At 39.5% G+C, this 23,287-nt stretch carries 19 protein-coding genes; 3 read left to right on the top strand and 16 right to left on the bottom strand.

Annotated features, from left to right (window positions below; all coding sequences use genetic code 11):
- Positions 1 to 107: 107 nt before the first annotated feature.
- Entirely contained in the window at positions 108 to 1,196 is a 1,089-nt protein-coding gene (locus tag ME1_RS05515; protein ID WP_004864399.1) for a 2'-deoxycytidine 5'-triphosphate deaminase, read from the top strand.
- Between the two features lie 549 nt (positions 1,197 to 1,745).
- Positions 1,746 to 2,894: an FMN-dependent L-lactate dehydrogenase LldD gene (gene lldD, locus ME1_RS05510; protein ID WP_035008846.1), complete on the top strand. Its 1,149-nt coding sequence runs from the start codon at positions 1,746 to 1,748 to the stop codon at positions 2,892 to 2,894.
- 133 nt (positions 2,895 to 3,027) lie between these two features.
- Here lldD and ME1_RS05505 read toward each other — a convergent pair whose 3' ends face one another.
- The 4 genes from ME1_RS05505 to ME1_RS05490 all read right to left on the bottom strand — a co-directional run bounded on the left by ME1_RS05505 (position 3,028) and on the right by ME1_RS05490 (position 6,865).
- Positions 3,028 to 3,993 carry a transketolase family protein gene (locus ME1_RS05505; RefSeq protein WP_004864396.1) on the bottom strand — a complete coding sequence of 322 codons (966 nt, stop codon included), beginning with the start codon at positions 3,991 to 3,993 and terminating at the stop codon, positions 3,028 to 3,030.
- Positions 3,990 to 4,838 (bottom strand): transketolase, encoded by an 849-nt coding sequence (locus ME1_RS05500; protein WP_004864394.1) that lies wholly within the window; start codon positions 4,836 to 4,838, stop codon positions 3,990 to 3,992. The genes ME1_RS05505 and ME1_RS05500 overlap by 4 nt, the downstream gene beginning before the upstream one ends.
- 85 nt (positions 4,839 to 4,923) lie before the next feature.
- Positions 4,924 to 5,481, bottom strand: coding sequence for a 16S rRNA (guanine(966)-N(2))-methyltransferase RsmD (gene rsmD / locus ME1_RS05495; RefSeq protein ID WP_004864393.1), 558 nt, complete (start codon positions 5,479 to 5,481; stop codon positions 4,924 to 4,926).
- Complete coding sequence (locus tag ME1_RS05490; protein WP_004864390.1) at positions 5,462 to 6,865, bottom strand: pseudouridine synthase; 1,404 nt, start codon at positions 6,863 to 6,865, stop codon at positions 5,462 to 5,464. Before ME1_RS05490 ends, rsmD begins: the two co-directional genes overlap by 20 nt.
- A gap of 262 nt (positions 6,866 to 7,127) precedes the next feature.
- Here ME1_RS05490 and ME1_RS05485 point away from each other — a divergent pair, with 262 nt between their 5' ends.
- Entirely contained in the window at positions 7,128 to 7,574 is a 447-nt protein-coding gene (locus ME1_RS05485) for a nucleoside deaminase (protein WP_004864389.1), read from the top strand.
- A 113-nt stretch (positions 7,575 to 7,687) separates the two neighbouring features.
- Here ME1_RS05485 and ME1_RS05480 read toward each other — a convergent pair whose 3' ends face one another.
- The 12 genes from ME1_RS05480 to ME1_RS05420 form a co-directional block, all read right to left on the bottom strand.
- Positions 7,688 to 8,215 (bottom strand): hypothetical protein, encoded by a 528-nt coding sequence (locus ME1_RS05480; RefSeq protein ID WP_004864387.1) that lies wholly within the window; start codon positions 8,213 to 8,215, stop codon positions 7,688 to 7,690.
- A gap of 203 nt (positions 8,216 to 8,418) precedes the next feature.
- The gene (gene ileS / locus ME1_RS05475) at positions 8,419 to 11,334 is read right to left on the bottom strand and encodes an isoleucine--tRNA ligase (RefSeq protein ID WP_004864384.1); all 2,916 of its coding nucleotides are present in this window, start codon (positions 11,332 to 11,334) and stop codon (positions 8,419 to 8,421) included.
- A 255-nt stretch (positions 11,335 to 11,589) separates the two neighbouring features.
- Positions 11,590 to 13,077 carry an outer membrane beta-barrel protein gene (locus tag ME1_RS05470; protein WP_035011768.1) on the bottom strand — a complete coding sequence of 496 codons (1,488 nt, stop codon included), beginning with the start codon at positions 13,075 to 13,077 and terminating at the stop codon, positions 11,590 to 11,592.
- A 154-nt stretch (positions 13,078 to 13,231) separates the two neighbouring features.
- Complete coding sequence (locus ME1_RS05465; protein WP_004864382.1) at positions 13,232 to 14,062, bottom strand: outer membrane beta-barrel protein; 831 nt, start codon at positions 14,060 to 14,062, stop codon at positions 13,232 to 13,234.
- Between the two features lie 336 nt (positions 14,063 to 14,398).
- Complete coding sequence (locus tag ME1_RS05460) at positions 14,399 to 15,250, bottom strand: outer membrane protein (protein ID WP_004864379.1); 852 nt, start codon at positions 15,248 to 15,250, stop codon at positions 14,399 to 14,401.
- Positions 15,251 to 15,566: 316 nt separating this feature from the next.
- Positions 15,567 to 16,397 carry an outer membrane protein gene (locus ME1_RS05455; protein WP_004864378.1) on the bottom strand — a complete coding sequence of 277 codons (831 nt, stop codon included), beginning with the start codon at positions 16,395 to 16,397 and terminating at the stop codon, positions 15,567 to 15,569.
- Positions 16,398 to 17,196: 799 nt separating this feature from the next.
- The gene (locus ME1_RS05445) at positions 17,197 to 17,508 is read right to left on the bottom strand and encodes a hypothetical protein (RefSeq protein WP_004864375.1); all 312 of its coding nucleotides are present in this window, start codon (positions 17,506 to 17,508) and stop codon (positions 17,197 to 17,199) included.
- Between the two features lie 597 nt (positions 17,509 to 18,105).
- Positions 18,106 to 18,726, bottom strand: coding sequence for a ribonuclease D (locus ME1_RS05440; RefSeq protein ID WP_004864373.1), 621 nt, complete (start codon positions 18,724 to 18,726; stop codon positions 18,106 to 18,108).
- A complete protein-coding gene (locus tag ME1_RS05435) occupies positions 18,723 to 20,114 on the bottom strand; it encodes a M20/M25/M40 family metallo-hydrolase (RefSeq protein WP_004864371.1) in 1,392 nt (463 codons plus the stop codon). Before ME1_RS05435 ends, ME1_RS05440 begins: the two co-directional genes overlap by 4 nt.
- Before the next feature lie 77 nt (positions 20,115 to 20,191).
- The gene (gene mutM / locus ME1_RS05430) at positions 20,192 to 21,061 is read right to left on the bottom strand and encodes a bifunctional DNA-formamidopyrimidine glycosylase/DNA-(apurinic or apyrimidinic site) lyase (protein ID WP_004864369.1); all 870 of its coding nucleotides are present in this window, start codon (positions 21,059 to 21,061) and stop codon (positions 20,192 to 20,194) included.
- A 38-nt stretch (positions 21,062 to 21,099) separates the two neighbouring features.
- Positions 21,100 to 22,347, bottom strand: a complete 1,248-nt coding sequence (locus ME1_RS05425) for an aminopeptidase (RefSeq protein WP_004864368.1) — start codon at positions 22,345 to 22,347, stop codon at positions 21,100 to 21,102.
- A gap of 30 nt (positions 22,348 to 22,377) precedes the next feature.
- Positions 22,378 to 23,229, bottom strand: a complete 852-nt coding sequence (locus ME1_RS05420; RefSeq protein ID WP_004864366.1) for a cell wall hydrolase — start codon at positions 23,227 to 23,229, stop codon at positions 22,378 to 22,380.
- Positions 23,230 to 23,287 lie beyond the last annotated feature (58 nt).

Genomic DNA, 23,287 nt, shown 5'->3' with positions numbered 1-23,287 from the left:
ATTAATAAGAAAAATCAAAGGAGAAGTGTTTTTATCGCTCTAAAACATCTTGTACTACTCAATTATCTACTCCAAAAGAGAGTAAGTAAGAATGGAAGGCAAAACATATGACGCGTGTTAGCGGTATTTTGGCAGATAATGATATACAAGCTTTGATTGATAATGACATTCTCAAAGCTCTTTGTCCATTTGATACAGCCCAAATACAACCTGCAAGTCTTGATCTTCGTTTAGGAAACAAAGCCTATCGTATACGCGCTTCCTTTATGCCGGGAGCAGATGTAAAAGTTTTAGATAAGCTCGAACGGTTAAAATTGCACGAATTTGATTTGCAAGATGGAGCAGTCTTAGAAACAGGTTGTGTTTATATTGTGCCTCTTTTAGAAAGTTTGGCTTTACCTGAAATTTTATCAGCCGTCGCTAATCCTAAAAGTTCTACTGGACGATTAGATATTTTTACACGTGTAATTACAGATAATGCACAAGAGTTTGATAAGATTTGTGCCGGTTATCACGGTCCACTTTATCTTGAAATTAGCCCACGCACATTTCCAATTTTGGTGCGTACCGGTTCACGTTTATCTCAACTTAGGTTTCGCAAAGGACATAGTTATTTAAATGAAAGTGAACTCCATGTTTTGCATAGGAACGAAACGCTGATATCAGATGATCTGCCTAATATTAGTACGAGTGGTATTGGGCTTTCCATTAATTTAAAGGGGGATGAAAATGGACTTGTAGGCTATCGCGGTAAACGCCATACAAGTGTTATTGACATTGATAAACACGCTGTTGCTCACGTTCTAGATTTTTGGGAACCTCTTTTTGACCGTGGTCAAAGAGAACTCATTCTCGATCCTGATGAGTTTTATATTTTGGTTTCGCGAGAAGCTGTCCATGTTCCTCCACTTTATGCAGCTGAAATGACCCCTTTTGATCCCTTAGTTGGTGAATTTAGAGTGCATTATGCAGGTTTTTTTGATCCAGGATTTGGACATATGGAAGTGGGGGGAAAAGGGGCAAAAGCGGTTTTGGAAGTGCGCAGCCATGAAGTTCCGTTTATTTTAGAGCATGGTCAAATTATTGGCCGTTTAGTATATGAACACATGCTTCATCGACCGTTAAAGCTTTATGGACAAAATGCTGGATCACATTACCAAGCGCAGGGATTAAAGTTATCTAAGCATTTTAAATGAAGGTACACCATATTTTAATGTCATTATAAATTAAAAAAGTTTTTTACAGTACAATAGTAGTTTTTTCGAATTTGGCATTATTTGTCACTTTTTTTAATATATCTCTTTTTTCATTCAAACGACAATTTGATGATTTTATTTATGTTTCCTCTTCTGTTGATAAATAACTAAAAAATTGCTGGATGTATTCAACGGGTTACTTTTCAGTTCTAGCAACAGCCCCTTTTATTTTATGTAGGAAACACAATGATTAACTCTATACCTTATGGCCTATAGTATGAAGCATCTTTGTGGGGAGTATCTTTTAAAGAAATATTAGTTATAAGAGAAAACATCCCCATTTTTGAAAAATATGATGAAATTTTCACAACCCTAGAGAAGGTAAATAAAGTCATTTTTGTTATCAATTGATTTTTTTGAATTGCAATCTCTGTTACTTATATTTACTTAGTTTTGTGTTCTGTAAGAACATTTAAGAGGAGGTGCGTGGGCTCATCTTTATTGATTTTAAGGTGTTTTCGCTTTTCATTCAGAAACAATGGTACCATTATGATTATTTCCTCAACATTTGATTACCGCAAAGCAGCAAAACGTCGACTTCCTCCTTTTCTTTTTCACTATATTGATGGCGGAGCATATGCTGAGGAAACAATGCGACGAAATTGTACAGATCTTCAGGCACTTGCATTACGTCAAAAAATTCTGAAACAGATTGGTGAGGTTGATCTTTCAACAAAGCTTTTTGATCAAACACTTAATTTGCCGATTATACTTGCACCCGTTGGGTTAACAGGCATGTATGCACGCCGTGGTGAAGTACAAGCAGCACGTGCGGCCGTTGCAAAAGGTATTCCTTTTACCCTATCCTCAGTTTCCGTGTGCCCCATTGCAGAAGTGCAGAAAGCCGTTGGAAGTGCATTTTGGTTTCAACTTTACGTTCTCAAAGATCGTGGATTCATGCGTGATGCATTAGAGCGGGCTTGGGAATCGGGTGTGCGCACCTTAGTCTTTACAGTTGATATGCCGGTTCCTGGTGCACGTTATCGTGATGCACATTCAGGAATGTCTGGGCCTTATGCTGGAATACGTCGTATTTTACAAGCTTTTACCCATCCGCATTGGGCTTGGAATGTTGGTGTTATGGGGCGCCCACATGATCTTGGAAATGTTTCTACCTATTTGCAAAAGAAGATTGCATTGGATGATTATGTTGGTTGGCTTGGTGCTAATTTTGATCCCTCAATTGGTTGGCGTGATCTGCAATGGATTCGAGACTTTTGGAAAGGCAAAATGATTCTGAAAGGTATTCTTGATCCAGAAGACGCACAAGAAGCAGTACACTTTGGTGCTGATGGTCTTGTTGTTTCCAATCATGGTGGTCGTCAACTCGATGGTGTCTTATCAACTGCACGCGCATTGCCAGCAATTGCGGAAGCTGTAAAGGGCAAGTTGACCATTTTAGCGGATTCTGGTGTTCGTTCTGGTCTTGATGTTGTACGCATGATAGCACAAGGTGCAGACGCTGTTATGATCGGTCGTGCTTTTGTTTATGCTCTTGCAGCTGCAGGTGAAAAAGGTGTTGCACAGCTTCTTGATCTTTTTGCTAATGAAATGCGGGTCGCTATGACATTAACTGGTGTACAGGCGGTCAAAGAAATTACACGCGAAAATTTAGTGCGGACAGATGCTTTTGAGTAATAAAGAAAAGCTTGTTTCATTGGAAATAAAAATGCGAAAATTTAATGGACTTATATATCTTATTTCTTCGCATCCTCAATAATTTATGATGTTTTGAGCTAGAGAATATATTCAGATGCAATTTAATGTTTTATTATCTCATTGCTAATACAGCTTTTGTTATACCCTCTCGACTGATCCCATAATTTGCTAAAACCTCTAATTGGCTTCCATTACAAATTGGCTCATCTGGTATTCCTAATGATATAAATTTGCATGCAATGCTCTGTTCCATAAGTAATCTCGCAATTGCTTCTCCAAATCCGCCATTGATACTATGTTCTTCACAGACAACAACAGATTTGTGGGACTTGCATAATTCTAGCATAGATTCCTCATCTAAAGGTCGAATTGTTGGCACACTTGCAATCGTTGGTATAATTTCATATTTTTGCAGTTCCTCAGCAGCATCGAGACAAATCTGGACAGTTTCTCCAGTGGCAAGCAAAAGAATATCTTTTCCCTTTTTTATAATAGAAGCTTTGTGAATATCGATTTTTGAAGCATCATCATGAATATTTTCCACTGCACGCTTTCCTAAACGTATATAAACAGGCATAGGATTGTTTAGAGTAGAGAGTATGGCAGCTTCTGTTTCTTTATTATCAGCAGGAGCAATGATACGTATATTAGGAATAGCGCGAAGAGAAGCAAAATCAGAAATGGCATGATGTGTTGCCCCGAGTGGTCCATAGCTAATACCAGCACTAATACCAATCAGTCTAACAGAGTTTTCGCAATAAGCGACATCTACCTTTATTTGTTCAAGTGCACGCGTTGTCAGAAAACAGGCCTGTGAAACAACAAATGGCTTTTTTCCACACGAAGCAAGTCCAGCAGCAATCCCTACCAAATTTTGTTCAGCAATGCCAACTTCTATAATACGTTCCGGATAGAGCTTTGCGAATTGATCAATCTTTCCAGATATGAGTGAATCAGCTGTCAGAACAACAGTATCTTTATCACATTGCGCTATTTTTATAAGGGTTTTATTCATAATTTCGAGGTTTGAAAATTTTACAGCTGTTTGCGTTTTTTGATGAGGAATATCCACGCTCATTTTCCCATTAATTGAATTTTTGTTTGAATTTCATTGATAGCAATATTGTATTCTTCATCTGTTGGAACTTTATGATGCCAGCGTATGTAATTTTCCATAATGGAAATGCCACCCCCCTTTATTGTGTTCATCAGTATTGCTGTTGGTTTGTCCTTATGAAATGGAGGAGAGCTTAAGGATTTTTTCAGTTGTGTAATATCATGACCATCAATTTCGACCACATGCCAGCCAAAACTTGTAAATTTATCTGCTAAGGGCTCTGTTTTCATTAAAACATCAGTCGTATCAGTAATTTGTAGCCGATTTCTATCGATAACTGCGATAAGATTGCTGAGTTTATAGTGCGCTGCAAATAATATAGCCTCCCAGACAGATCCCTCTGTCATTTCTCCATCACCAAGAAGCACAAAAACACGGTAGGATTGAGAATTAAGCTGTCCAGAAAGAGCCATTCCTGCACCAAGAGACAAGCCATGACCGAGAGAACCTGTACTTTGCTCAATACCAGGAATTTTTTTGGTTACGTGTCCAATAAAATTTGAACCAAATTTTAAATAAGTCTCGAGAAGCTTAGGATCAAAATAACCCATTTCTGATAATACAATATACAATGCTTCAACTGCATGTCCCTTACTTTGAATATATCGGTCGCGATTGTTATCATGGATACGCGTTGGAGTTATTTGAAGAATATATTTGTATAAAATATAAATAAAATCAATACAGGAAAGGCTACTAGCTGTGTGGCCGGATTTTGCTTTTCTAATGAGGTCAAGTATTTTAAGACGTAAGCGAAGAGCATAAATTGCATCGCAAATATCCGCATTGTTGATTGCACAAATCACACTATCTCCTCCCCCCGTGAAAGATTTATAGAATAATTTCTCTTATCCTATCAGATAAAAATAAGAATTTTTTTTAAGTTTAAAGTTATGATCGCAGTTTATAGAGACGTATTGCTGTCTCACCATAAAAACGCTCATCATCGAGATAAAAGATATCAGGTAAATGAATAATCGCATCTTTCTTTTCTTCGAGCACAAAGAGTGTCTCAGCTTTTGCCCACCCACCTCTCAGAGCCTCCACAAAAGCACGCTCGCCTAAACAATGGCCATAGGGAGGATCTGCGCAAATAACATCAAATGGAAGCATTGTCCCAATATTGCCTAGTTTTGTTGCATCACGACGCAAAATACGCCCAATCGATTGCAATTCAAAAGTTTCAATATTTTTTTGAAGCAATCCACGTCCCTCAACAGAATTTTCAACAAAAACCGCAGCTTTTGCACCACGTGATAGAGCTTCTATACCTAAAGCACCCGTACCAGCAAAAAGATCCAGAATGCGTTTATTGGTCCAAAATTGTTCTTCTCGACTAGCAAGAATATTGAAAAGACTTTCACGCGTACGATCACTCGTTGGGCGAATTGACTGCCCCACAGGCGCAAACAAAACACGTCCGGCAAACTTACCGCCGACGATCCGCACGTGGTCCTCCAAATCTTTTGGCTGTTTTTGCATCACTACTATACGCTTTAGATTTTTTCATGGAACCATCAAATGTTTTAGCCCTACGCTTATTCTCAAAAGAACGTTCATCATAATTGCCTTTCACAACCTTTTCTTCTTTCTTTAAAAAACGCTCCTTCTTGCCACCAACACGCTCCTCACCATAAGGTTTTTTACCACGTTTTTGATCAAAACGAACGCTCTTCTCTTTGGCCAGCTGAACCTCTGCTGGCTTTTTCTTACCTTTATAGAAAGCTCTTTTACCTCCTAAATTGCTTTTATGATCATGAGAGGTATTTTCACTGTAAAAAGGCTTCTTACGCCCACTGTTTGGGCGTGCACCAGGAGCCATCCAAACATTAGAACGGCGCGAACGAGGCAAAATACGTTCTGCTTTTCGCTCCTCGCTCTTATCCTTACACGTAAATTTCTCATCAGATTTTGTCCCCAATCGTGTTTGATCATGCTTCACAGAACCGCCTCGTAGCTTACGTTGCACATCTCTTCCACTCGAAAAAATCCAATTCCCCTTGGTGACAACAAGATCTTTCTCACTTTGTTTTTCTGCAACAACCGCAGAATTTGAAAAGGGCTTCAGAATAGGAGAATCAAAATCTGCATTGGCTTGCATAATTAAACGCTCACCCAATTGATCACGTAACATTCGACCTTTTATCTCGCGAACTGCTCCCTCTTCCAAATCAGAGAGCTGAAATGGACCATAAGATATACGAATTAAACGATTAACCGATAATCCCAATGCACCAAGAACATTTTTTATTTCACGATTTTTTCCTTCACGCAAAGCTAAAGAAAGCCATAGATTCGACCCTTGTTCACGTTCAATCGATGCTTCAATCGAACCATAAAAAATACCATCAATCGCAATGCCATTTTTAAGATTATCAAGAGCACTTTGTTTAACTCTTCCATGAGCACGAACCCGATATTTGCGGACCCATCCCGTTACAGGAAGCTCTAATACACGTGCTAAACCACCGTCATTGGTTAACAACAAAAGCCCTTCCGTGTTAATGTCAAGCCTACCCACAGAAAGAACACGAGGCATCCCTTTCGGCAAATTGCTAAAAACTGTTGGCCTCCCTTCAGGATCACGGTTCGTGGTGACAAGACCCGCCGGCTTGTGGTAGAGCCATAACCGCGTTCGCTCTATAGGAGATAAAGGTTTGCCATCAACTTTAATCACATCAGAGCGGGTAACATTAAAAGCAGGAGTCGTCACAACTTTACCATTAACAACAACACGACCCGCAGAAATCATCATTTCTGCATCACGACGCGAGGCAACACCAGCACGCGCTAATCTTTTAGCAATCCGCTCACTCTCACCGTTTTCCTTCATTTGTTCTTTACACCAATCTCTTTGCGTACGTTCAGAAAACTGCCTGTCTGCACTATAGCTCTTATCTTAAAAGGGGAAGTAACATAATCATTTATCATTTGCTATCCTTTAGCAACAATAATACACTTGTTTACTTGCAAGTTGATTTTAAACATAAAAAAAATAATGCTTCCTCTCAAAGGATCATAGCACATTCCTTTTGCAACAGTCTTCTTTATGATGAAGCCTTTTTGATTTCCTCTATTTCAGTAGAAAGAACAGTATGACTTTGACTCCCATGGAAATAGCTCTTTTAGAAGCGCAAGAAGCAAGAAAAAAAGACGAAATCCCCGTAGGTGCTGTTATCACATGCGGAAATACAATTATTGCACGCGCTGGTAACTCCATAAAAGCCTCACATGATCCTACCGGACATGCTGAAATGCGTGTAATCCGTATGGCTTGTGAAATATTTCAAAGCGAAAGACTCCCTGATTGCAATCTTTATGTAACACTAGAACCTTGTGCTATGTGTACTGCAGCCATTTCATTTGCACGTATACGGCGTCTTTATTATGCAACAAATGACGCCAAAGGAGGCGCTATCGAACACGGCCCACGCTTTTATCAGCAACCAACCTGTCATCACAGACCTGAGATCTATTCTGGTTTCAAGGAAAAAGAAGCTGCTCAACTTCTTAAAGACTTTTTTGCACAAAAGCGGCGTTAAAAATAATTCCCCTTCTTAACGCTGGCTCATCTCTAAAAATATTGGAACTCTCTGGTTATAGCTCTTCCTTTTACCAAAACCGGTTTTGGATACACCTTTTCTCTCGCGCTCTTTTAACGCTTCGTTTTTACTTCTGGACCAACAGGCGCAATCCTTGCTGGTTGACGATAACTTAAAGGTGGCTCAGTGAGATACCGACGATAGTTTGCACTTCCAATTTGCGCTCTCTGACGACGTAAATATTCCTGCCGTTGCTTCGTATTCAACCGTGAAATACTTTCCGAACCAGCACTAGCATGCTCATTAACTGATGACGCTTTTTGGGAAAAAACAAGCCCCCTATTTCCATCAAGATGCTGCCTTGATGTTGCGGTTCTACTAAAAGAGTTATCCTGCTGCGGTAATGGTAAAACTCTGCGCGCGCTGGGATCTGGTATCACAAGTTTTGGATGTGCTTTCATCACAAGCTGACTATTGTCATTCGTCGGTGTTAGCGAAGTAATGTTAGCAACATCTTCAAAAAACTGCAATGAAACCGGCTTATCTGTACCATAGGTAGGAGCGGATAAACCACATCCTGTTAAAATAAAGCACATGCCTAAAATGCTTATTGGCAATCTTTTTACTTCACGCTTTTTCACTGCTTATCCTATTTTCCTAAGTAAAGTATATGGCTGTTCGATCTTCCCGCAATTTATTGGAGATCTGGCTTACACAAACTTACCCCCCACGGAAAAACAACGGATTTCATTATTACCATAAAAGGCTATCCGCATCAATGACAGAATTCAAACCATAACAATGCTCTTTACACCCCCCGCATTTCTATGCCTTGATTTCAATTTTAAATCTTGCCAAGCATCTGTAGTTCCCGCAAAGCTTCTGCATCGCGAGCAGATACATCAGGATAAGCTGGATCACTCCCAACATCTTGTGTATAACGCCATGACCTAGCACATTTTTTCCCCAATGCCTTTTCCGGATACACACCAACACCTTCAACATCACTCAGAGTAAAAGCATCCTCAGGTGGTGCATGCGGTTTAATTGTTAAAGCACTGGTGATGCAAATTTCTGCCATATCTAAGCTCTCCAATGCCTCCAATAAAGCTGGATTAGAAATAAAAACAATAGGTGCAGCTTCTAAAGATGATCCAATACGCTTATCAGCGCGTTCAAGCTCTAAAGCCCCCGTCACAACTTTACGAACCTGTTTCACCTTTTTCCAACGTTCAGCCAAAGATTCGTTCTGCCATTCCTTTTGCACAGAACAAAACTGTTCTAGATGCACGGATTGGCTTTCAGGATAACGTTCCAACCAAGCCTCTTCCATTGTAAAAGGCAACATGGGTGCAAGCCATGTGACCATTCGTTTAAAAACCTCACGAACAACCTGCAAAGAAGCTTTACGCTTTGTTGATGAAGGAGCATCACAATAAAGAGAATCTTTGCGAATATCAAAATAAAATGCTGATAATTCAATGATCGAAAAATCCAGCAATGCACGCATAATCTTTTTGAAATCAAACTCATCATAAGCTCGATTAATCAATTGATCGAGTTCAAAAAGCCGATGCAATATAAGTTTTTCCAGATCTGGTAGTCCGCAATAAGCTATTTCCTCTCCTTCATCATACGCCAACGTCCCAAGCATCCAACGAATTGCATTGCGTAATTTACGATATGAATCTACATTTGTTTGAAGAATTTTTTTGCCTAAACGCTGATCTTCCCAATAATCCGTCGTCATGACCCAAAGACGAAAAATATCCGCACCAGATGTTTTAATGATCTCTTGTGGAACAACCGTGTTCCCCAAGGATTTAGACATTTTCTTGCCATTTTCATCCAAAGTAAAACCGTGCGTAATTACCGCCTTATAAGGAGAACAAGCGCGTGTACCACAGCTTTCCAAAAGAGAGGACTGAAACCACCCACGATGTTGATCAGACCCTTCAAAATAAACATCGGCAGGCCATTTTAAATCAGCCCGATCTTCTAATACAAAACTATGGCTTGCTCCAGAATCAAACCAAACATCAAGAATATCAAAAACCTGAACCCAAGACTCCTGTGCACGATCACCTAAAAAACGCTCACGCGCTCCTTCAGAAAACCATGCATCTGCTCCTTCTGCTTCAAAAGCCTGCAAAATACGCGCATTCACACACTCATCTTTCAGAACAACACCATCTTCATTGGCAAAAATACAAATAGGGACTCCCCAAGACCGCTGGCGAGAAAGAACCCAATCAGGACGCTCTGCTATCATAGAAGCTAAACGGTTTTGCCCAGAAGGAGGAACAAAACGTGTCATCGAAACGGCTTCTAGAGCACGGCTGCGTAAAGTTGATCCATCTCCAAGATCTTTATCCATTGAAATAAACCATTGCGGTGTATTACGGAAAATAACCGGCTTTTTTGAACGCCAGCTATGAGGGTAGGAATGCTTTAAACGACCACGTGCAAACAATCGATCAGCTTTTATTAAAGCGTTAATAACTTCTCTATTGGCATTTCCCATTTTTCCATTATCATCAATAACGCGTGCTGGTCCCTCTTGACGATCCGGCCCCAAACCAGGAACATCCTTCGTATAAAAACCAGCATCATCAACAGGAAATGGTATAGATGAATCAATCCCCGCCTGCTCCAATAAAGGCTTATAAACATTCCAAATTTCAAAATCCTCACGCCCATGGCTTGGCGCTGTATGAACAAAACCTGTACCAGCACTCTCTGTTACATGCGAACCATCAAGCAACGGAATCTTATAATTATACCCTCCAGCCAAACCTTTAAGTGGATGAGAAAGAATAAGTGTTTTAAGCTCATCAGCAGAAACAACACGTAAACGCTTCAAAACAAGTTTTGCTTTTTCCGCACAGCTCACAGCCAATGCATCAGCAAAGAGAAGTTTTTCTCCAGCTTGAGGACCAAAATCATTTTCTGCACTTTCAACTTCATAAACACCGTAAGAAATCTGCGACGAATAACTCACAGCACGGTTACCAGGAATTGTCCACGGAGTTGTTGTCCAAATCACGACATAAGCGTCATACAAATCGCTAGAATCTGTTTTTAAAATAGGAAACTTAACCCAAATAACCTCTGATTCATGATCATGATATTCAATCTCTGCCTCTGCCAGAGCCGTTCGCTCCACAACAGACCACATCACAGGCTTTGAACCGCGATAAATTTGATCTGACAGAGCAAATTTCATCAATTCACCGGCAATGCGCGCTTCTGCATGAAAAGCCATGGTGGTATAGGGTGACTTAAAATCACCAACAACGCCAAGGCGTTTAAATTCTTCACTTTGAACAGTTATCCAATGTTGTGCAAATTCACGGCATTCTTGACGAAACTCATTAAGAGGTACATCATCCTTATTTTTCCCTTGTGCACGATATTTTTCTTCAATCTTCCATTCAATCGGAAGTCCATGGCAGTCCCAACCAGGAACGTAATTTGCATTAAAACCGCGCATTTGGAATGAACGAACAATCACATCCTTTAAAACTTTGTTCAAAGCATGGCCAATATGAATATGTCCATTTGCATAAGGCGGACCATCATGAAGAATGTAAAATGGGCGATCTTTTGCTTGATGTCGCAACTGCGCATAAAGCCCCATATCCTCCCACCGCTCTATCAATTCAAGCTCTTTTTGCGGCAACCCTGCACGCATAGGAAAATTTGTTTGTGGTAAATAAAGAGTTTTCGAGTAATCTACTGTTTCATTTTTCACAGTCATTGTGAAATATTCCCATCCACTTTTACGATTTCATTTTTGCATAACTCCCCTGAACCCTGCAACTCTGTTTTTTTAATCTATAGGGAAAGTCGAATGAACCATTCATATTAAGCAGTAATCAGGAAGATATATCATCACATTTTACGGGGTTTATCATGAAACTATCAAGAAAGAAAACCAAAAAAATGACCTTCTTAAAAAATGAGGACTCCACCATTTGGTGGAGTCCCTTAGTAATTTATTCTTTACAACAAATTAAAATTTGTAAGCGACACCAACACGGAAATCATTGGTCGTATATTTCATCTCAATTTTTTCTTTTGCAAATTTCTTTTTGCCAAAATCTGAATAACGATATTCCGCCCGCACGATCACATTGTCTAGCATTGCAAAATCAACACCGCCACCAACAGTATAACCAATCATAGTCTTTGTTTCATCGGTTAAGTTCTTAGAAGAAACAACTCTTCCATCATCTTTCTTTAACGAAACCGATACAGTGTCTTGGAGCTGTGCATAAGCAATACCGCCAGCAACATAAGGCATAAAGCGATCAGCAGCAAAACCTATACGCACACGTGTGGCACCAGCCCAATTCTGTTTCAAAGTATGGCTTAAAGTTTCAGCTTCACTGTCTCTTTCCAAACCAAGTTCAGAGACCACTTTTCTCATTTGCTCTACACCATATACACTGCTAGTGTTTTTATCCGAAGCTTGTGTAGCTTGTGCATTACGTCCAGCCGCGCTGTTTGTACCATGTGAACTAGAAACATGCGGATGAGAAGCGTGTGGATTGACGCCACCGCTGTGCGTATTAATACTATGTGAATTAGCGCCAGCCCCATGCCCAACTCCGTGAGATGCATGGTGCGCATGAGAACCCTGTTCACTGTGAGGATTCCTGTTGGTATCACTACCTACCCCATTGGCTGGCTGTGTTGGTGCTGGTGTTGCCGCCATCGACTGCGATGATCCTTCTGATAGCGATCTTGCCAATAATAGTGCTTCTTTTTTTGATCCCTGTGCCTCTGATTTAGCTGACTCTGATCTTGCTTGAACTGCTGGTGCCGCAGCTACTGCTACCCTAGCTACTGATTCTGACTTTGCTGGTTCTGTCGATGGTACCGTTGCCACTGCTGGTGTCACTGCCCCTATTGATTTTGCCGCTGCTGTCGCTGGCTTTGCTGGTGCTTCTGGCTTTGCTGGTGCTGCTGGCTTTGCTGGTGCTGCTGGCTTTGCTGGTGCTGCTGGCTTTACTGCTGCTGGCTTCGCTGGTGCTGGCGCCGCTGGTGCTGCTGCTGCCCCAGATGCTGACCGTACTGATCTGCGAGATCTTGCTACTAAATTATCTACCTCAGCATTGCCAGATGCACCTAAAGTGATAGTATTTGTGTGTTTTTGTCCAGACCAAGTTAAATCCGTATCGATACCTAAAATAAAGTTGTCGCCGAGATCAATATTAGAACCTGCGTAAAGCCCCCCTTCAAACCCTGAAAGTTTAGGGGATAAATCTTTGCTTAGCGGTATACTCTTGTCCTTACCAACAATGCTCATATCAGTTTTACTGGAAAAACCACCAACTTGGCCACCCAAGTAAAAACCCGCCCATGTAAAATTAGGAGCCACAAAAGCTGATGAAGAAGCTTTCGTTGGCTGATGAGGAACCATTACATCGGCTGCCTGCGCTGTAGAAACTGAAATCAATGCGAAAATAGATGCTGTTATTAAACGTTTCGTATTCATAAAATGTCTCCAAATATCCAAAACGAGGCATATATAGTGCATCTGTTTTAAAATATCTGTAGCAAAAATATCACATTCACAAAAAAATAGAGGCCCCATCTTTGACAGAGCCTCTTAGAAATCTTTAGTGTTAATAATTTCGTTTTTTACGAGATTAGAATTTGTAAGCTACACCAACACGGAAATCATTGGTCTTGTAGCTAAACTCATCTGTATCCCTATCGAATTGCTTTTTACCGTAATCTGAATAACGATATTCTGCACGCAGTAAGACATTATCGGTCATTGCGATATCAACACCACCACCAAGGGTATAACCAACAAATGTCTTTGTTGCATCAAAGAATTTAGCAGAAGCGATTTCTGCATTACCCGCAGCTTCTGTTGCCTTAATCGTATAGGTACCTTGCATCTGTGCATAAGCAATACCACCAGCAACATAAGGCATAATGCGATCAGCCGCTGCAAAACCAATACGCACCCGTGTAGCACCAGACCATTTTTCCTTTAAAGTGCTACTATCTGTACGCTTGTCACCTGCCTTGATACCACCAATTGTTTTTCCTGTAGCAACACTGGCCTTCAGTTCTGTAAGATCATCCTTAAAATCATTAAGTTCATTTTCTTGAAGAACATGTGAAAAACGCTCTTTTGTTTCTTCACGATCAGCCCAGACTGCATCGGTTTCAACACCTAGAATAAGACCATTTCCAATATCAAAATTGGAACCCGCATAAATACCACCCATAAAACCAGAAGGCTTAGGTGTTAAATCTTTGTTAAGTTTATTTTTGCTTGGTTCAGTTATCTCAACCTTACTTGAAAAGCTTCCAACTTGACCACCAATATAGAAACCTGTCCAAGAAAACGCAGGGACAGCAATAACTGGTGCTGCTTCATGTGGAATGATAACATCAGCAGCCTGTGCTGCAGAAGCTGCTGCCATAGCGATAACAGAAGTTGTTACTAAAGATTTTATATTCATAAATTTTGCTCCTAATTTATTTATGAAACTATCCTATAGGACTAGGTAAAGAAAATCTGTAGCAAAAATGACACTGTTATAGAAATAAAGGCTCCATTCAGAAATGACACCTCTTAACACTTTCGTTTATACGAACGATTTTAAGGTATGAAAATTTATAACTTATTGATATTAAAATCAAATTATAAATATTGTCTCTGTATTGCTTTTTACAAAGATCAATCATTAACGAATTTTTAGATATGTAATAATATGTTTTCTGTGGCACTATTGCCACAGAAAACAACTAAAACCCTGTCAAAATAAAACTTCTGAATAATTTTGCTTACAAATAAGCTAAAATTTATAAGCTACACCAACGCGAAAATCATTAGTCTTATAATTAAATTCAGCTTCATCATCTTGGAATTTCTTTTTACCAAAATCTGAGTAACGATACTCAGCACGCAACAAAACATTATCAGTCATTGCGAAATCTACACCACCTCCAAGAGTAAAGCCAACCATCGTTGTTGTTTTATCACCCACAGTACCGGTAACTGTTTTACTTGGTTTATTCTCTAACGATTTTTTTGTTCCAGAAACCGTAGCAATACCTTGCATTTGTGCATAAGCAATACCACCAGCTATATAAGGCATAATACAATCCGTGACTGCAAAACCAATCCGTGCTCGCGTGGCACCAGCCCATTTTTCTTTATAAGTAAAACCATATGATCCTGTATCGCCTGCTACAAATTTTTCAGCGTCATCCAATTTAATGCTGGCATCTGTAAACGCCTTGTTAAAATCCTCAATGTCACTAACCTCAAGCTCTTTTGTAGAGAGCGTTTTTGTATCTCCTCTATCAGCCCAAACTGCATCTGTTTCGACCCCTAGTATGAGACTATTTCCAAGATCTATATTGGAACCGGCATAAATTCCTCCCATGAAACCTGAAGGTTGAGGTGTCTGATCTTTACCAAAAAACTCACTTTTCTTACCAGAATCTGTTATGTTAACCTTACTTGAAAAATTCCCAACTTGACCACCAAGATAAAGACCTGTCCAAGAAAATGCAGAGGGAGACATAATCGGTGTCATCCGTGGGGAGGCAACCTCATGTGGAACTACAATATCAGCAGCTTGTGCCACAGATGTTGAAATCAAAGCGATAACAGAGGTCATCATTAAACATTTTATATTCATAAATTTCGCTCCTAATTCATATAATGCAATCCTGCGCAATCACGCAAAAATATCTGTAGGTAAAAATGGTACAGCCATACAGAATGGAACCTCTATCCAAAGAGAGAGCTGCTTAATAAACTAGGTGTGCACTAAAGTTTTTCAATCACATACACAGAAATTATTGATGTTATAAGAGCTTTCATCTTTGTCCTTTGAAAATCTTTCTTTATCACAATTAATGAGCACCGTTATTGAATATGTGCAATAATGTAGCTCGAAATAACAAAAGCTCCGCCAAAGACGGAACTTTTGAATGGTTTATTTTACAAATACATTAAAATTTGTAAGCTACACCAACACGGAAATCATTGGTTTTGTAAGAAGTTTCATATTTATCGTTTGAGTATTTCTTTTTACCAAAATCCGAGTAACGATATTCAGCGCGAACAATAACATTATTACTCATTGCTAAATCAACACCAGCACCAAGGGTGTAACCAACAAATGTCTTTGTTTCATCAGAAAGATTACCAGAAGCTATGACTTTGCCTGAATCTTTTCCTGTTATTGATATCGATGTGATATCTTGAAGCTGCGTATAGGCAATACCACCAGCAATATAAGGCATAATGCGCTCAGCTGCAAAACCAATCCGTACCCGCGTAGCACCAGCCCACTTCTCCTTAAAAGTGAAACTGCTAGAGCGTTTATCACCAGCTTGGATCTCTTCATTAATCTTAATACCAGCGTCGCTCACTATTTTAGTAACATAATCTTTGTGATTTGGAGCAATCAGATACACTTTCCCCGTTTTTGTGTCACTTTTGTCAGACCACATGATATCTGTATCAACACCTAAAATAAGGCCATTGCCGAGATCAATATTGGAACCTGCATAAAGACCGCCCATAAAACCTGACAATTTAGGCAAAAAGTCATCATCTACTGGAATGTTTTTTCCATTGCTGAGAATATCCATCTTCGTTTTACTTGAAAAACCACCAATCTGACCACCAATATAAAAACCTGTCCAAGAAAAAGTGGGAGCAACAACAACCGGTGCAACAGGTGTAGGATTAGGGGGAACAATAACATCTGCTGCCTGCGCTGCTGAAACTGAAACAAAAGCGAAAGCAGAAGCTGTTATTAACCATTTCATATTCATAATTTCTCTCCATAGCTGAATATTTGAACACACGATTGCATATAGAGCCGCCTCTACAGATATCTGTAGTAAAAATGATACACTCATAAAAAAAACAAAAAGCCCATCCCCCACCTCTCCCTTTAGCCATTTGTTCTAAAATAAATAGGAATTCTTAAGCTATAACAATGTAAGAAATAAACCTTATCAATCAAATTCACTGCTGTTCTTTTATAGGCTCTCCAAAATCTAAACCGCATTCTCTATGAAAAATATGCCCTGACGATTGTTGCAAAATGCAACACCTTCGCCTTAATGCTCATAAGAAACACTTTCGATTTCAACTGTCATAATGACCATATCCCATGGTGCAATCTCTTAGATTTCTGCCTCTCAAGTGAAAAAAAACTTGCTTCTCCGAGTACAAGATCACAAAAACCGCAACAAAACTACATGCAACCTTATAATTTCAGAACCTTTTTTTAAAACTCTTTACGCATTTATTTTTTTAGCGCTCCATCATCTTATGCTCTTTATCAGTCTCAATCCTCCTCTCCTTACAGCAAAAAAAATCGCCAAGAAAAAACTCCCTTAGAAATCTAAAACACTATAACTCTCTTATTCTTACACCTCTCATTTTACTGAAATAGGAACACCCGTGCATTTTATATCAAGGATGCATTCTCTCTTCTCACAAACAGACCCCACAACCAAAAGCGGCAACTGCATAATGCTCGCCCCCCTGCTTTCTCCCCTCCTTTAGACTTCATAAATTACTAAGAGAAAAAATTTATATCTCTTAACGTCGCAGCTTTGCTTATTAAAAACTCATCGGGCCTTTAAACAAATTTGGCCGACCTCTTTTACCCCTATGACCTCTTCGTTTAGAAGAAGACGCTACAGGTACCAGCTCAACAGCCTCTCTCCCTTGATTATTCTCAATACAAGAAAAATTCGTTTGAATAACTTCAGATAAACTATTGTTAGCCTGCTGAATAGCAAAAGAATCTACCGAAGGAATAACAGAAGACATACTCTGCTTCAGCTTTTGAGCCATCATCAAATTTGTTCCTTGAGCGACAGAAATTGAAGCAAAAGTAGTAAATGCTGTAATAAAATATTTCAGATTCATAGATCTAACTCCTTATAAAATATCCATAATGAATTTTACCTAGTGCCCTCACTTCAAATTTCCATAGAAAATAATACGCGTCATAGATAAAAAGTTAAGAATCCTAAAAAGTGAAAATTTGTTGCAGTTTAATTTAAAAAAATGATTTTTTTAGCTCTGCTAACGCAGAAATCACTGACTCTGTAACCAATGAAAATAGAAGCTACCTTCAGTTGTACAACAAACGAAATTGGTGTTTATAAATGCATTTTTTTGAGCAACGATATTTTATTTCGTATAAATAATGCAAATTTGATAATACTCATAGAGAAAACTGTCTCTGTGAATGTTATGTATCTTCTACTCTTCCCCCCTTATAAAGCTCTCTGTTTTTTCTAAACTTTAATAAAATAAAAGCAATTATAAACATAAAAATAGAGATTCATAAATGTACTTTTATTGAATCTCTCCAAATGAAAGAGCACTTTCTATACTCAGAATGAGGTCATAAAACACTAGTATGAAAACAGACAAAAAAACAAAAGCCCATTTGTCATGGGCTTTTGTTTTGTTACATCAATGACTTTTCTTATTCTGGTTAAAAGCCAATTTATCAACTCAGCTATGAGCGAAGATATCAACCTCTGACCATCCTAAAAGATCAAGTTTCGCCCTCATAGGTAAAAATTGAAAACATGCCTTTGCAACATTTTCACGCTCTTCACGTCTTAAGCGTTCTTCAAATATATCTCTTAAACGATGCAAATATAAAACATCTGATGCCGCGTACTCAATTTGTGCACGTGACAAAGTTTCAGCAGCCCAATCCGAAGATTGCTGCTGTTTAGAAATATTGACATTCAGCAATTCACTACAAATTTCCTTCAATCCATGACGATCCGTGTAGGTACGCGTGAGTTTTGAAGCAATTTTTGTACAAAAAACAACATCTGGCATAATGCCAAATGTATGTGCTAAAATAGCAAGATCAAAACGTCCAAAATGAAATATTTTGGTGATTGCCTTATCCGCAAGCAATTTGACCAAATTCGGTGCACTCTTTTGTCCTTTAGCAATCTGTATAACGTCAGCAGTACCATCCCCAGGAGAAAGCTGAACAACACATAAACGATCACGATGAGGGAGTAACCCTAAAGTTTCGGTATCAATCGCAATAGCATCAACTTGATAATTATCTAAGTTTGGTAAATCACCTTGATGAACACGGATCTCCGTCATTTACCCTCCCTATTTGCTAAAGCTGTAAGAATACGGGCCCAAGACCGCTGTCCTTTATGAAAGGATTTTAGATTATATTTTTCATTAGGCGAATGAATACGATCATCATTGAGTGCAAAACCAACTAAAAGACTTTCCATGCCAAGAATTCTCTGAAAGTCTCCAACAATCGGAATTGAACCACCCATGCCCGTTAATAAAGCCTTATTGCCCCACTCTTGTGATAAAGCATCCTTGGCGGCTTCAATAAAAGGAGAATCATAGGGAAGCTTGATTGCTTGAGAAGCACCATGATCCTTAAATGCAACTGTACAATCAGCAGGAATAAGACTGCATACATAACCACGTAAAGCTTGACGTATTTTCTCTGGATCTTGCTTATACACTAAACGAAAAGACACTTTTGCACTCGCTTGAGAAGCAATAACCGTTTTAAACCCTTCTCCCTCATAGCCACCACTAATGCCATTAATTTCTGCTGTAGGACGTGTCCATATGAGCTCTAAAACGCTCCGCCCTTTTTCACCAGTAGGGATTGAAAGCCCAATAGGACCAAGAAACTTTTCAGCAGTACAATTAAGATCATTCCATGATTGCAAAATATGCGGAGGTGCTTCTTCTATTCCATCATAAAAACCGGGAAGTGTTACCCTATTATTTTCGTCATGAAGTCCTGCCAGAATCTTAGCTAAAATATGAATGGGATTGGCTGCTGCTCCTCCAAAAGCACCAGAATGCAAATCACGATCAGCAGCAGTAATTGTGATCTCTTCTGCCAGAATTCCCCGAAGAGCAATAGCAACAGATGGTGTATTTGCATCCCACATCCCAGTATCGCAAACCAACGCATAATCTGCTTTCAGCTCATCCCTATTTGCTTTTAAAAAAGGTATAAGGGAAGGAGAAGCACTTTCTTCTTCACCTTCACATAAAATAGTAACCTTAATAGGAAGTTGCCCCGTCTCTTTCTTAAACGCACGACACGCTTCAACAAAAGTCATAAACTGACCTTTGTCATCTGAAGCTCCACGAGCACAAATAATTTTTTCTCCATTTTTTTCCTTGATAGAAGGTGTAAATGGATCATCCTCCCATAAACTCAACGGATCAACAGGTTGAACATCATAATGTCCGTAAAACAAGACATGCGGACAATCATCTGAGGGACCTGGATGATGCCCTACAACCATTGGATGACCCGGTGTATCACGGCGTGAAGCTTCAAAGCCAATACTTCTTAAATCCTCTACAATCCAATCAGCCGCCTTACGACATTCCCCTTTATAAGCTGCATCTGTAGAAATCGATTGAAAACGCAAAAGAGAAAAAAGGCGTTCAAGGCTCTTTTCTATATTATCATCAAGATGTGTTAGTACTTTATTAAGCATAAAAAAACCTTTCAAGCCTTATTAATTGTAGTAGTGATGACTTTAAGCCTCCTGTAGAATTTTGCAAGAGATCTTATTTATTTTTGGCACTGTGAACAGTAAAAACTTGAACGCCCCAACTGTAAAATGCGTATAATAGGCGTTCCGCATTTCAAACATTCTTTTCCTTCGCGTCCATAAACCGAAAAAGCGTGTTGAAAATAACCAAGAGAGCCATCTACGTGGACATAATCACGTAAAGAAGATCCGCCAGACACAATTGCTTCAGAAATCACATCGTGTATATTCTGTGCTAAAGAATCTGCAAATTCACGTGCATGTACGGTTTTCAATGCTAATGTAAATGCACCACGCTGTGGAGACAAACGACTACGCCATAGCGCTTCGCAGACATAAATATTCCCGAGCCCCGCTACGATAGACTGATCAAGCAAAACGCCTTTAAGGGATATTTTTTTATTTACAAAAGCCTTTTGTAAATAGCTCCCAGAAAACGCATGACTCATCGGCTCAAGCCCTAGCTTCTTTAAAAGTGGATGCTCATAAAGCCTATTTGTATCCACTAAAAGCATAAACCCGAAGCGACGAACATCATTATAAGTAAGATGATAAACTTTGCCATCCTTTACTTGGATATCCATGACAAAGTGATCATGCCTCACAAATTTCTCTGTAAGAGAAGATGTTTGCCTTTCATCCTCTATGCGCCATGATCCTGACATTCCTAAATGGCTTAAAATTGTTTCATTCTGCGAAAGATGAAACAACAAATACTTCGCACGCCGACCAACTTCTATGATCGTCCTGCCCATAAGACGTTCAGAAAATGCCTCAGGGAAAGGAAATCGTAAATCCCTTCGATTAAGCGTGACAGATAGTATCTTTGCACCCGTTACAATCGGCTCCAATCCACGACGAACGGTTTCTACCTCAGGAAGCTCAGGCATCTCTCTTCTTAAAGAATTAAGCGTTTTCCAACAAAATATTAAGCCCACTCACCCTTACGGAATACAGGAACTTTTGTGCCATCCTGCATAATGCCATCTATGTCGATTTCACCTGAACCAATCATCCAGTCAATATGAATCACACTTTTATTGCCACCACGCGCTGCAATCTCCTCTGCCGTCAAGGATGCTCCATCTAAAAAGCACTTGGAATAACATTGCCCTAAAGCAATATGACATGCAGCATTTTCATCAAACAATGTATTATAAAAAAGAAGCCCGCTCCTAGAAATCGGTGAAGAATGTGGAACAAGGGCAACTTCACCCAATCGACTTGCTCCCTCATCACTTTGCAAAACCTGTTGCAAAACTTCTTGCCCCGTCGAAGCACGTGCATCAACAATACGCCCCTCTTCAAACCGCACCTCAATATTATCAATGAGTGCTCCTTGATAAGAAAGGGGCTTTGTCGAACGAACAAAACCTTCAACCTTATGCGCATGAGGGGTAGTGAATACTTCTTCTGTTGGAATATTAGGATTGCAGACAACACCATTTTTAGCAATTGATGCACCACCATGCCATTCATGATCATCTGCCAAACCAACCATTAAATCAGTTCCCGGACCTGTGAAATGTAAAGCAGAAAAACGCTGTTCATTAAGCCAAGATGACCGTTGCTTCAAAGTTGCATTATGCGTAGTCCACGCATGCACCGCATCTTCTTCTGTAACACGTGAAGCAGAAAAAATTGCATCTGCTAACTTCTTAATCGCTTCATGAAGGGGTAAAGAAGGAAACACCGTCTCAGCCCACCCTGCTGTTGGATAAGCAACAATCGACCAGTTCATAGCAAAATTCGATATTTCTTTAAGAGCAGGCTGATAAGCAATTGAGGTAGCCTTATTTAAACGCGCAACCTTATCAAAATCTTGATTAGAAAGGAGCAAAGGATTATCACCAACAATAGCTAAACGCGCAGCCCCATTTTCAAAAGCCTTCGCCATTCCCTCATAAAGCCAAGAAGGTGCACAATCAAAACTCGCAGTATGTGCATTTTCAAAACGTGTAAGCGATAACATATCATCGCTAAAAAGCGGTGTAATTACACCAGCACCAACCTTATAGGCATGGTATGCAATACGCCGAACAAAAGGTAATGCGGAAACTGGAGCAGTCACAATAAGATCCTGCCCCTCTTGTAAATTCAGCCCAACTTTTACTGTAATTTCTGCAAGACGATTAAGCATTTCAGGCGAAATTGTTTCATGAATATCAAAGTACATTACCAATATCCTTACTTTGGTTGTGAAAAATTAGCGGCTTCTGTACCGTTTATCTAACACTGCAACAATTGCATTTAACTGATCTGATGAGGGCATAGTATAGGCTACAACTGATTTGTTCTCCAATTCCTGATCTCTACGATGAGGTGCAAATGTAGGAATAGGAACTTTATCAAGCTGTACTGTAACAAAAGTCATGGTATGTACTTTATTAACTTGGGCTACTTCTATCGAAGAAGATGCATTTTGTTTTTTCTCTGCTTTTATTTCTTGACTTACTGTATTTGCATCTAAGAAGCTCGGTGCATTGGCAGAATGCTCTTGGGCAAAAGCATAAGCTATATCATAAGGACGATCATTGGTAGGAACCTGAAGCGATCCATCACGCGAGCGCTTTTCATAAAAAGCATTTCCCCCTGCAACACGAACATAGTGCATATTTTTATAAGGAAAAGACAAACCTGCGGTATGAAAAAACTTAGCGTTTTTAAGTTTCTTATCTCGTTCGCCCCGTAAAACAGCATCAGCAGCCTCTTTAACACGGGCAACAGAGGCAGGCTCTGTCATAGGGCGCGTTAAAACACCAGGAGCGAACTGTTTGTACTGACCAACAACACCACAAATCGTTTTGGGATAGGCGGATGAATTAACACGATTCATAACAACGGTTCCAACAGCAATCATTCCTTCACGGCTTGTACGATTGGATTCAAAATACATTACACGCATAAGGCATTGGCGCTCTGTCAATGGATACACCGCTGGTTTCGTTTTCTTACTATCATTTATTTTTCCAACACCAAAATGATCTGAAGCACATCCCACAATAACAAACGGAGCTAAAAAACAAGTAACAAAAACAGTCCAAAAATTCTTTTTCATCTTATACAACACATTTCCATGTCTTTGAAATCTTTAAATTTGAATGAGTCTTAAATGC

The organism is Bartonella vinsonii subsp. arupensis OK-94-513, assembly GCF_000278235.1.
In the GTDB taxonomy this organism is placed as follows: domain Bacteria; phylum Pseudomonadota; class Alphaproteobacteria; order Rhizobiales; family Rhizobiaceae; genus Bartonella; species Bartonella arupensis.
This window is presented reverse-complemented; position numbering and strand designations above follow the sequence as displayed.